We start from the raw sequence: 12,098 nt of genomic DNA, 5'->3' as shown, positions 1-12,098 counted from the left end.
CATATTTATTTGTAACCAATAACCGTCGAGTATTGTCTTTAATAATGAAGTTAACAATAAACATTGGCTGTTAGGGAAAGTGTTGACAGCCCTTATTTGAAAATTCTAGTTCGTCATTTTTATGAATAAGAGGAATACACATGAAACACATCATAATCGCAACATGCCTAATAGCAGCTGGAGCGTCTTTCTCTGGCACAGTTTTGGCTGACCAACAATGTGGTCAAATTACGGTAAAAAACATTACGAAAGAATCACAATCCATCTACCCTGCTTTTATTTACAAAGTCGATGGTAAAAATATTATGGGCCAAAGACAAACAATGAACTTACCTGTCGGGACTCATGAAATCGAACTGAAGGAAATGATAGATGATCAAACGGTTCGACGTTTTAGACAACTCAATGGCACGAGCGAAGCGAAAACATTAACCTTAAATGTGAGCGCGGATAAAAAATATGCCTTAGCCTCAAAGTTTAACCGGGATGCAAAATCACAGATAAGAACGGGACAACACTGGACACCTGTTGTTTGGAAGGAATATGACAAGTCATGTGAATTTAGTTGGCATGACAGTAAAGCTTAACCCATAGCTTGATCACTTCTTACCCTAACAAAGCGACAATACAAAAGGGCTGTATTAATAATACAGCCCTTTTAAATTTATAATGGAGCGCTAAAACGCTGTTCAATTATCTAGATCAATCTGCAATACGTCTGGTGAAACAAGGTTCATTTGGCTTAGACAAGTCCGCGTTATATTCATAACCATCCATGTCAAACTTAAGTAAATTTTCAAGGTCTTTAATTTGGTTTTTAATCAAATACTGAACCATCATGCCCCGGGCTTTTTTAGCAAAAAAGCTGATCATTTTATACTGACCATTTTTCCAATCTTTAAACATTGGCGTTACTAATGGCACACTTAGTTGTTTCTTTTTCACCGATTTGAAGTATTCGGTAGACGCCAGGTTCACCACAAAATTAGAATCAGTTACCGCAATTTGTTCATTAATTTTGTTGGTGATTATCTCGCCCCAAAATTCATACAAGTTTTTACCGCGAGGATTTGCTAAGCGGGTCCCCATTTCAAGTCGGTAAGGTTGCATTAGGTCAAGCGGTCTTAAGATCCCGTAAAGGCCAGATAAGATGCGTAAATGCGACTGGGCATAGTCAAATTCTTGTTGATTAAATTTAGTTGCCTCAAGGCCACTATAAACGTCACCGTTAAACGCTAAAACGGCTTGTTTCGCATTCTCAGTGGTAAAATCTGGGTGCCATTGTGTAAACCGAGCTGCATTTAACCCAGCCAATTTGTCACTGATGTGCATAAGCGAGCTCAAATCCTGTGGCGTTAATTTAACACAGACTTTTGCTAACTCTTGAGCGTCATCCATCAACTCGGGTAAAGTGAACTCTGCAATAGCAGGTGGTGTTTCATAATCTAAATTTTTAGCGGGGGAAATTAAATACAACATATCTCAACATCAATTACTGCAATAAACTGCAACTAGTTTACCAAATTAACGCCCACGCACTAACATAAAAAAGCGATGACGTTGATTTGTCCCTACGATGACATTGTTAACCCACTTTGAGGACCTTTAAATATGCTTAGGCAATTGTCATCCAAACGGACATATGTGTTATCGCGACAACCATAGTTACACCAGCCCGGAGACTTGCATACCACTGTGGATAACTTTTCACTAATTGGGTTTTATTTTCTATTTGCCAAATGACTAAAAACAGCAACGCTGAAACAAAAATTGCCACTTTAGGCAGTAAAAACAAAGTTCCCCAACCGGCAAGTGCAATCATTATGCTGCCCCATAACAGTCCAGATCTAACCACTTGCCGTTTATCAGTCGAAAGATCTGCGATAAAACCCAAAGGCCATAATGCCCCAGCCATAAAACTTAAAATAACGATGCTATAAAAGCGGAAAATAACCAAGGCATCAATTTTAAATGGATTCAGTTGTGGAAACCAAACACAAAAGGTAAAGAAAACAAAAGGGAGTACCCCTGCAAAGGTGATAATGCGCACTTGAGAGTTCAGGCTATTTTGACTATTTTGTTGTAATGATTCGGTCATATTTGTTCAATATTCTAATTGCAAGGAATTTCAGCGGTTACCTTAATAGAATTCCGTTATTTCACAAGAAAAATCATAATAACAGAATTACCTGTTGTACTTGTACAATAGCGTCACAGTTTGTAATTTACCTACAGGTAAATGTGAATTCCACTTGATGAAAGACTGTTTTTTGTAATAAAGTTACAGAACTACAAAATCCAATCTGCAATTAGATAAACACCAAATATTCAGTTAATTTTAGGAGCCAAAAATGGCAAGTGTATTACAGCAATTAAGAGAAATGACAACTGTCGTCGCAGATACGGGTGAAATCGAAGCGATAAAAAAATTCCAACCAGTCGACGCCACGACAAACCCTTCTTTATTGTTAAAAGCGGCTCAGATCCCAGAGTACGTGAGTTATTTAGATGAAGCAGTAAGCTATGCAAAAAGCCAATCTAATGATCCTAAGCAACAGTTAGATGATGCGGGTGACAAGCTAGCCGTATTAATCGGTAAAGAAATCAGTGCCGTTATCCCAGGTCGTATATCAACTGAAGTAGATGCTCGTCTTTCATTTGACACTGCAGCGACTATTGCTAAAGCACACAAGTTAATTAAATTATACGAAGAGTCTGGCATTTCTAAAGACCGCGTACTAATTAAAGTAGCGTCAACATGGGAAGGTATTAAAGCTGCTGAGCAATTAGAGCAGGAAGGCATTCAATGTAACCTAACATTATTGTTTAGTTTTGCCCAAGCTCGTGCGTGTGCAGAAGCTGGCGTTTACTTAATTTCACCATTTGTTGGCCGTATCTTAGATTGGTATAAAGCCAACACGGACCAAAAAGAATACACCGGTGAAACTGATCCAGGTGTTATTTCAGTTCGTTCAATTTATCAATATTACAAACAACACGGTTATCAAACTGTCGTTATGGGCGCGAGTTTCCGTAACACCGATGAAATCAAAGCACTTGCTGGTTGTGACCGTCTAACAATCGCACCTGCATTACTTGACGAACTTGAACAAGAAATTCAACCATTAGAAAGAAAACTAACGTTTTCTGGTGAAGTTCAAGCTAAACCTGAAAAACTAACAGAGGCGCAATTCCGTTGGGATCATAACGAAGATCCAATGGCTACGCTAAAATTAGCTGAAGGCATAAGCAACTTCGCCAAAGACCAAGTTAAGCTTGAAGCATTATTACAAGCTAAACTATAAAATTAAACGCGACCTTTTAGGTCGCGTTTCTACTACACTTTACGTTTAATAAATTCGATGATATTGAGTTAATGTTGTGGGAGACGTTAATGCTATAAATCGATTTGTTTTATTTTCGTAAATATCGTTGTAATACTTATTACAACGTCAATCAAAGAGCTTTTAGAGGACCAATTAATGAGCAATCAAGCATGGCAAAATGTCGAGCAAGAATATAACCGCATGAAACCGAGCCATATGCGTGATTTGTTTGCAGCCGATCAAAATCGAGCAGCAACATTCACCACAAAAGCGTGCGGATTTACATTAGATTACTCAAAAAACCGAATAGACCAGCAAAGTTTGAACGCCCTGCTTTCACTTGCCCGTGACTCAGGTGTTGAATCAAAACGTGACGCTATGTTTGCCGGAGAAGTTATCAACTTATCTGAACAACGCGCAGTTTTACATACCGCATTGCGCAGAGCCAAAGGCGATTCGGTATTAGTAGATGGCGAAAACGTAGTTGATGAAGTTCACGCTACGCTTGCCAAGATCAAACAATTTGTCGCAGAAGTTCACAACGGCACTCGCCAAGGGTACACCGGAAAAACATTTACTGACGTTGTTGCCATTGGGATAGGCGGTTCATTTTTAGGTCCTAAAATTGTTACTGAGGCGTTAAAACCTTATCAACAAAAAGCAATCAAAGTACATTTTGTTGCTAATGTTGATGGTCATCATATAACTGACGTTTTGGCTAAATTAAACGCTGAAACAACGCTAATTGTAATGAGTTCTAAGTCCTTCACGACCCAAGAAACCTTGCAAAATACGTTAACAACCCGTGAGTGGTTTTTGGCGTCTGGTGCGAAATTTACTGATATCGCAAAACATTTTATGTGTGTTTCGAGCAATATTGCCAAAGCAACAGAATTTGGCATTGCTGAAGAAAATATCTTCCCAATGTGGGATTGGGTTGGTGGTCGTTATTCACTTTGGTCAGCGATTGGCCTACCTATTGCCCTTGCCGTTGGTTACGACAATTTTTCCGCGGTACTTGACGGTGCTCGTGATATGGATGATCATTTCCAAAATACACCTTTAGCCGAAAATTTACCTGTAATCTTGGGCGTACTTGGTGTTTGGTATAGCAACTTTTTTGGCTGCCAAAGCCACGTATTGTTACCATACTCGCATTATCTGCGCGGATTCCCAGCATACGTCCAACAACTGGATATGGAATCAAACGGTAAACGTACGAGCCACGAGGATGAAGAAATTGAATACTCAACTGGTCCTATTATTTGGGGCGGCGAAGGCACAAATGGCCAACATGCCTTCCACCAACTAATGCATCAAGGCAATACCGTTGTTCCAGCGGATTTCATTTTGCCAGTAAAACCGGCACATGACGAAATTGAACATCACCAAATGTTAGCGTCAAACTGTTTTGCGCAGACTCAAGCGTTAATGCAAGGTGAAACAAGAGAAGAAATCAAGGCTGCCTTACTTGCAAAAGGCGTTGATGCTGACGAAGCGGAAAAACTGGCTAAACATAAGTTTATGCCTGGTAACCGCCCGTCAAATACCCTGTTGATGGATGAATTATCTCCAAAACAACTCGGTTCTCTAATCGCCTTGTATGAGCATAAAGTATTTGTTCAAGGTGTTATTTGGAATATCAATAGCTTTGACCAATGGGGTGTTGAACTAGGGAAAGTGTTAGGTAACCGAGTGCTAGACGCATTACAAGATAAAGCGCAACCGGAACTCGACTCGTCTACTCAGCAGTTAGTTGACATGTTTAGAGCGGTCATCAAGTAACTCATTGTCAAATATAGTGTTATAATTCGCCTCCTTAGTGAGGCGTTTTTTTTGCCTGACAGTTAATTTTTATAGTTGAGTACAACGTGGCCGCGAAACATTTTGTCGAATTACTTATTTTATCCGCTCTTTGGGGGGCGTCGTTTTTATTCATGCGTGTTGCGGCTCCTGAGTTAGGCGCAACAAATTTAGCGTCCCTTAGGATCATCATTGCGGCGCTCACACTCAGTCCCTTGCTGTACTTAACGGCCACAAAATTTAGCAAACAGAAATCAATTAAACCTTTCATTAAACCCATAATATTCGTTGGAATAGGCAACTCAGTTCTGCCATTTATGTTGTTTGGCTATGCAGCAATGAATATCGATGCGGGTTTGTCCTCGATAATTAATGGGGTCACCCCTTTATGGGGCGCAGTGTTTAGCTTTATAATTTTGTCGGTAACGTTAAGTAAAAGCGCTTGGTTTGGTTTGTTTGTTGGCTTTGCGGGGGTTGTTGTACTGTCATCTCATAAGCTCACTCACGGTGTTAATGCCGAAGTCTTTGCAATATTAGCCGTTGTTACAGCAACGTGTTTATACGGTATATCTGCAAACTACTCTAAACGCTTTCTACAAGGCGTACCGCCACTTTTAGTTGCATCGAGTACAATGGCATGCAGCGCTATCATTATGCTCCCAGTGCTCCTCAGCAGCTCTTTAGAATGGTCTTCAGTCTCAAGCAACGCTTGGCTTGCTATAACTTGTCTTGGTGTTTTCAGTACGGGTATTGCTTATGTGTTATTTTATCGATTGATTGAAAATACCGGCCCAACAAAAGCCATGATGGTAACCTACCTTATTCCGATATTTGGTGTGGTATTTGGCAACGTCTTCTTAGATGAGCAACTATTTATCAATATGTTGTTTGGTGGTCTGCTTATTTTATTAGGCGTTATGTTGACTACAGGCCTTATAAAACCTAGGAAATAGCTTACTTTCCCGACAAATTGTTCAAATTAGTTTCATAAACTGGTCATATTTTTTTCACAAAAGTATTTTACTTTTAACGGCGTTATGGTAAATGTTGCGTTAAGCATTATTCAGGCATCGAAAAATGTACTGAGTATTCCTTATAACAATAAAAATTTTAATACGACGTTAAGGGGGCCATTATGGAAGGTCTAGCTGAGTTATTCGAAAGTGCTGTACAAAATAACAAACCGTCTTCAAAACGAGCATCAAAGCGTAAGTGGCGCGAAATAGAGTCGATAAAAGAAAAGTATCGTCTTCGCGACGAACTTAAAGATATCGACCCATCAATGGAATATGATTTAGCAGAATTAGATTTTTAAAAAAAGCCCAACTTTAACCAGTTGGGCTTTTTTGCTTTAAGTCGACTATACCGTTCAGCTTAAGCTTAATGGCGGTTGCCAGTTTATGGCAACCATATTCTGCTTTACTAAAATATCATTGGTTTTGATGAAATGATCACAACCAAAAAATCCTCTTCTGGCCGACAGCGGAGATGGGTGTGGCGCGGTTAAAATATGATGACGTTCTGGGTCGATTAGGTTTTGCTTTTTCTGTGCAAACGCGCCCCACAATAAAAACACGATGCCACTTCTGTGTTGATTTAATGCCGCTATCATATTGTCAGTGAAGATATCCCAACCCCATTTTTGATGAGAATTAGGTTCACCTGCTCGAACCGTCAAGACACTGTTGATCAACAACACACCTTGGTCCGCCCAAGATTGCAAAAAACCGTGCGTCGGGATCTCAAAATTTGGATACTCTAACGCCAATTCTTTATACATGTTACGTAATGAGGGGGGAATTTTGATACCTGGCAAAACGGAAAAACTCATACCATGTGCCTGATTGGGTCCATGGTATGGGTCTTGGCCTAGAATTACGACTTTGACTTGGTCAAACTGGGTATTATCAAACGCAGAAAAAATGTCTTTCTGAGGCGGATAAACGGTTGCACCACTTTCCACCTCGGCAGCTAATTTAGCTTCAATCTGTTGAAAATACGTTAGCTGCTTTTGTTGCTCAATTAAGGTTTGCCAATTCAAAGATAACCTTGCCTATTGATTTGTTAAGTAGGCTCGTAGTTTAGCAAATTCAGGCGCCATCTCACTAGACAATAGTGTTTTCCCAGCGACGTCTGCTAGTTCTTTAGGCAATGAAATTAATTCACCCAAAATGTTTTCAACGCTTTCTTTAAATTTAGCTGGATGAGCGGTACCTAAAAAGATCCCAACTTCGCCTTCTTTAATTTCGTGTTTTAACGCTTTATACGCTATCGCACCATGGGGCTCTGACAAGTAGTCCATTTGATAAAGTTCTTTAACACCCATTTGCGTTAAGTCTTCGTCAATCATGTAGCTTGATAACAAGCTTTTATCAAACCAACCTTGCTCAATCATAAATTCTACGCGTGGCCAGTTGTTTGGTTGGCTCACATCCATAGCGTTTGATAAGGTCGCGACTGTCGTTTTTGGTTTCCATTCGCCCGTAGCTAGGTAACGTGGAACGGTATCATTGGCGTTAGTAGCGGCAATAAAGCGTTTAATTGGTAAGCCTAATACTTTAGCGATAATACCAGCTGTTAAGTTACCGAAATTACCACTTGGTACTGAAATTACCGCTTTATCTTGTTGCTCTGCTGGCAATTGTGAAATTGCTTCAAAGTAGTAACAAACCTGTGCAAATAGACGGCTGATATTAATTGAATTTGCCGAGTTCAACCCAATTTCTTGGCGTAATTCTTGGTCTTCAAAAGACGCTTTAACTAATGCTTGGCAATCATCAAAGTCGCCTTCAACTGCGATTGTTTCAATGTTACCACCCAATGTGCAGAACATCTTTTCCTGCAACAAGCTTATCTTGCCTTTAGGGTACAAAATAACAACACGAATGTTGTCAATGCCGTGAAAAGCATGTGCCACCGCCGCACCAGTATCACCTGATGTTGCTGTAAGAATCGTTAGCTTGCCATCCTGGGAAAAACGACTTAGACACTGAGCCATAAATCGCGCGCCAAAGTCTTTAAATGCTAACGTTGGACCATGAAACAACTCTAAGTTATAGATATTACCAGTAACATTGGCTAAAGGTGCTGGGAACTCAAAGGCATTTTTAATCATAGCTGTTGCATCAGCTACATTGATTTCACCGTTTAATAAATGAGAAATAATTATTCCACTACGTTCAACAAACGGCATTGCCAGTAGTTCACTCAAGTTTTCAAGCGGAGTAATTTTTTGTGGGAAAAATAGACCTTGATCACGACCTAAGCCAATTTTTACTGCTTGCTCAAACGTTACCTGTTGGTCGTTATGTTTTATATTGGCTAACAACATTGAAATCCTCGTTACTTCTTACTTTATTCCAGTATTTACTGGGTTAATCTAGATGTTTTGCACCCTGCGGGGCAATTCTACATATATGGGCAAAACCATTCTCCGATTGAAGGTAATGCTCATTCAAATATTGTTCGTAGTTTTTGGCTTCTGCTAACTCAGTGGTTACAGCAAACAATGTTGGTCCTGCCCCACTAATTCCAACCGCTAAAGCCCCTTGTTCCACTAATGCGTTACGCGCACTAACAAAACCTTTGATTAATTCGCCTCTAAAAGGTTCAGCCACGACATCTTTAATTGCCTGGGCCGCTTTAACTTGTTGCCCCTTAAATAACTGCGTAATAAACACAGATAGATTTTGAGCATTGGCAATAACATCATGTTTGTCGTACTGTTTTGGCAATACTTCTCGAGCTTGTTTGGTCGGGAAAGCAAAGCCAGGAAACGCGACAACAACATACCATTGATCTGGTATTGGTAAATCTAGCACCGGCTCATCCGTTGACGGTGACATTAATTGTAGTCCGCCAAAATAACTAGGCGCGACATTGTCATAATGCAAGTCACCGCTAGCTGCGGCTTCAATTTCACCCATCATCAGTAACATGTCATTGTCGCTAAAATAATGACCAAACAATCGATTCAAGGCGGTTAAACTTGCAACCACAGAGCAGGCACTAGAACCTAATCCACTGCCCACTGGCAACGATTTTACCAGTTCCATTTTTACTTTTGGAAAACTATCATTTGCTAATTTACTGCGAAACAGGCGGTAAGCTTGCCACGCTAGATTTTGCTCAGCATCATCTGGACACACATGGGCATATTCACCCGAATTTGTCAGCTCGTCCTGCTCTGCAAATTCAACATTAACACGGTCACCAAGTTCGCCACCATCAATACGAAGAAGCGCAGCGCCAAGCAAATCAAACCCGACGCTAACGTTGCCAGAACTTGCTGGCGCAAACGCTGAAGCGCGTTGTCCTATCTGACTCACAGCATCACCTCTTGTTGCCAACTCAATGTACGCATTACATCGCCAAACACACCCGCTGCTGTGACAGCGGCACCAGCGCCATATCCGCGTAAAACAAACGGAATTGGTTGATAATAACGACTATGAATCGCTAATGCATTTTCGCCATTTTTAACGGCAAATAATGGATTGTCAGCGCCGACTGAAACGATCTTAACTTTACATTTTCCGTCTTTAATTTCACCAACATATCGTAGTACTTCGTCGCTTGATTTGGCGTTATCAATCAAGGCAGCAAACGTTGGATCTAAACTCGGTAATTTTGCGATAAATTCATCAACACTGCCAGTGGCGTCAAAGTCGTTGCCCAATACAGATTCAACTTCGATGTCTGATAATTCAAGGTTTAATCCAGCTTCACGCGCCATGATTAATAACTTACGCGCCACGTCCATACCACTTAAGTCATCACGTGGGTCTGGTTCGGTATAACCTAAATTACGCGCTTCGATTGTTGCTTCAGAAATGGTTTTTCCTTCGTCTAATTTGCCAAAGATATAAGACAAAGAACCCGACAAGATCCCTTCAAATGCAACTAATTCATCACCGGCATTGAACAACCCCTGCAATGTATCGATAACTGGTAAGCCAGCACCAACGGTGGTTTCATATAAGAATCGACGCATTGTTGACTGTGCGGTATCACGTAACTCGTTGTAATACGCCATGCTGCCCGTATTAGCCTTTTTATTTGGCGTAACGATATGGAAACCTGCAGCTAAAAATTCTACGTATTGACTTGCAACACTTTCAGAAGACGTACAGTCGACAAGTACGGGGTTTACTAAATGATTGTCTTGAACAAACTGCGTCACGTTTAACAGGCTGAAATTGTTTTCAGAGTCCGCTAGTGTCGATTGCCAGTCAGACGCCAAGTCGATACCTTCTGCGTCAAGCAACAATTTACGACTATTTGCGATGCCATAAACATTGAGTTTAATATTGCGTTGATGTAGCCACGTTTGCTGACGTTTAATTTGTTCTACCAACTCACCACCAACAACGCCACATCCTAAGATGAACACATCGATTGACGGAACTTTAGTAAAGAAGTTTTCGTGACAGACTTTAATCGCATCGGCGCATTTTTTAGACTCAAGTACTGCAGAGATTGACGATTCTGTACTGTCCTGAGCAATCGCAAGAATATTCACACGGGCTTGTGCTAAAGACGTAAAGAATTTGGCAGCAATCCCTTTGTGTTGTCTCATTCCTTCGCCAATCATCGACACAATAGCGACTTCGTTATCTACTTTAGGGTGAGCCAATAAACCGGCTTTAATTTCTAATTCAAATTCACGTAACAACGCAGCAACAGCGTCTTTTTCACGTTCTGTTGGGATACAAAAGCTGATGCTAAATTCAGAGGAAGACTGAGTAATAAGTACAACCGATATTTCACGGTCGGCCATTGCCTTAAACGTGCGACTCGCCATACCAACAACACCTTTCATGCCTGGGCCTGAAACGGTTAGCATGCTTACATCTTCTAAAGATGAAATTGCCTTAATCGGCGACGTATTTGCGGCGGCTTCTTCAGCAATCAACGTGCCTTCTGCATTTGGATTTAACGTATTTTTAATAACACATGGAATTTGGTGCTGCGCCAAAGGGCCGATTGTTTTTGGATGTAAAACACTGGCGCCAAAATAAGACAACTCCATTGCTTCACCATATGACAGCTTTTCAACTAACATAGCACCGCGAACTTGACGTGGGTCTGCGCTATAAACACCATCAACGTCTGTCCATATTTCACAAACAGCAGCATGTAAACACGCTGCAACAATTGCCGCAGAATAATCTGAACCATTGCGACCTAACGTTGTTAACTCACCATTTTCGTTGGCGGCGGTAAATCCTGGTAATAAGTAAACTTTTTTACCGTTTTCCATATGTGACAATAACGCCGCGCGTGATAATTCGATATCCGCAACGCCATTTAAATAATCGTCAGAACTAACAATCGATTTGGTAGGGTCTAATACCTGCGATTCAAACCCTTTTACTTTTAGATATTGCTGCATTAAATGCACACTAAACACTTCGCCACGACAAATAATGAACGCACGGATATGATCAGGGCAATGTTGTAATAACTTCACGCCTTGAAGTCTTTGACTTAGTTCAGAAATAGTTTGTTCTATTTTTGATACTAATTCAGCTGTTTGACTAAAACCGGCTTGCTCGGCGATATTAAGAAAATGTTTCTCTAAACCATCAAGTTCGCCTTGGTAGTCTTCACCTGCTTCACTGATATCACACAACTTCACCAATCTATTGGTAACGCCTTTTGGCGCTGAAAGTACCGCGGTAATTGTGCTAGAGGTCGCCTGCTCGCTAATAATAGCCGCAACCGATTGAAATCTAAAATCATCGGCCAAAGAACTTCCACCAAACTTAACTACTCTCATACTAAACTACCTTTCCAAGTCTAAAGACAAAAAAACCCGTGATTTTGGTCACGGGTTTAACAAAATTTTGTTGCACTCGTTCGACCACTAGCCCGTATGGGTAATGTTGGTGGTCGTAATAATAGTGCGGATTATGCGTAAATTCATAGGTGCTAAATTTGACGGAATGGGCCAAAAAGTCAAGTGCT

General features: G+C 40.7%; 11 protein-coding genes. 5 read left to right on the top strand and 6 right to left on the bottom strand.

All coding sequences use genetic code 11. The features are described from left to right. Positions 1–140: 140 nt before the first annotated feature. Positions 141–587 carry a hypothetical protein gene (locus Q4575_RS12725; protein WP_272181759.1) on the top strand — a complete coding sequence of 149 codons (447 nt, stop codon included), beginning with the start codon at positions 141–143 and terminating at the stop codon, positions 585–587. A gap of 115 nt (positions 588–702) precedes the next feature. On the opposite strand, the gene yaaA is transcribed toward Q4575_RS12725, so the two are convergent. Both yaaA and Q4575_RS12715 read right to left on the bottom strand, forming a co-directional pair. Further along, entirely contained in the window at positions 703–1,479 is a 777-nt protein-coding gene (gene yaaA, locus Q4575_RS12720) for a peroxide stress protein YaaA (RefSeq protein WP_303523126.1), read from the bottom strand. 136 nt (positions 1,480–1,615) lie between these two features. Further along, positions 1,616–2,098 carry a DUF3429 domain-containing protein gene (locus tag Q4575_RS12715; protein WP_303523125.1) on the bottom strand — a complete coding sequence of 161 codons (483 nt, stop codon included), beginning with the start codon at positions 2,096–2,098 and terminating at the stop codon, positions 1,616–1,618. Positions 2,099–2,351: 253 nt separating this feature from the next. On the opposite strand from Q4575_RS12715, the gene tal reads away from it, so the two are divergent. The 4 genes from tal to Q4575_RS12695 all read left to right on the top strand — a co-directional run bounded on the left by tal (position 2,352) and on the right by Q4575_RS12695 (position 6,444). Then, a complete protein-coding gene (gene tal / locus Q4575_RS12710) occupies positions 2,352–3,305 on the top strand; it encodes a transaldolase (protein WP_215965321.1) in 954 nt (317 codons plus the stop codon). Between the two features lie 177 nt (positions 3,306–3,482). Then, complete coding sequence (pgi, locus tag Q4575_RS12705) at positions 3,483–5,111, top strand: glucose-6-phosphate isomerase (protein WP_215965320.1); 1,629 nt, start codon at positions 3,483–3,485, stop codon at positions 5,109–5,111. Between the two features lie 86 nt (positions 5,112–5,197). Further along, on the top strand, positions 5,198–6,082 hold the full coding sequence (locus tag Q4575_RS12700; protein WP_215965319.1) for a DMT family transporter: 885 nt from the start codon (positions 5,198–5,200) through the stop codon (positions 6,080–6,082). Positions 6,083–6,264: 182 nt separating this feature from the next. Beyond that, positions 6,265–6,444: a DUF3545 family protein gene (locus Q4575_RS12695; RefSeq protein WP_215965318.1), complete on the top strand. Its 180-nt coding sequence runs from the start codon at positions 6,265–6,267 to the stop codon at positions 6,442–6,444. Between the two features lie 54 nt (positions 6,445–6,498). Here Q4575_RS12695 and ung read toward each other — a convergent pair whose 3' ends face one another. Genes ung through thrA form a run of 4 tightly spaced genes read right to left on the bottom strand, consistent with a single transcriptional unit; the run spans position 6,499 to position 11,910 of the window. Then, complete coding sequence (gene ung, locus Q4575_RS12690; RefSeq protein ID WP_215965317.1) at positions 6,499–7,170, bottom strand: uracil-DNA glycosylase; 672 nt, start codon at positions 7,168–7,170, stop codon at positions 6,499–6,501. A 12-nt stretch (positions 7,171–7,182) separates the two neighbouring features. Further along, positions 7,183–8,460, bottom strand: coding sequence for a threonine synthase (thrC, locus tag Q4575_RS12685; RefSeq protein WP_215965316.1), 1,278 nt, complete (start codon positions 8,458–8,460; stop codon positions 7,183–7,185). A gap of 43 nt (positions 8,461–8,503) precedes the next feature. After that, positions 8,504–9,457 carry a homoserine kinase gene (thrB, locus tag Q4575_RS12680; RefSeq protein ID WP_303523124.1) on the bottom strand — a complete coding sequence of 318 codons (954 nt, stop codon included), beginning with the start codon at positions 9,455–9,457 and terminating at the stop codon, positions 8,504–8,506. Beyond that, entirely contained in the window at positions 9,454–11,910 is a 2,457-nt protein-coding gene (thrA, locus tag Q4575_RS12675; RefSeq protein ID WP_215965314.1) for a bifunctional aspartate kinase/homoserine dehydrogenase I, read from the bottom strand. Before thrA ends, thrB begins: the two co-directional genes overlap by 4 nt. Positions 11,911–12,098 lie beyond the last annotated feature (188 nt).

This window comes from Psychrosphaera sp. 1_MG-2023 (assembly GCF_030548245.1).
GTDB classification, from domain to species: Bacteria; Pseudomonadota; Gammaproteobacteria; order Enterobacterales; family Alteromonadaceae; genus Psychrosphaera; species Psychrosphaera algicola.
Note: the sequence above shows the minus strand (reverse complement) of the source record. Positions and strands in the feature narration are given on the sequence as shown.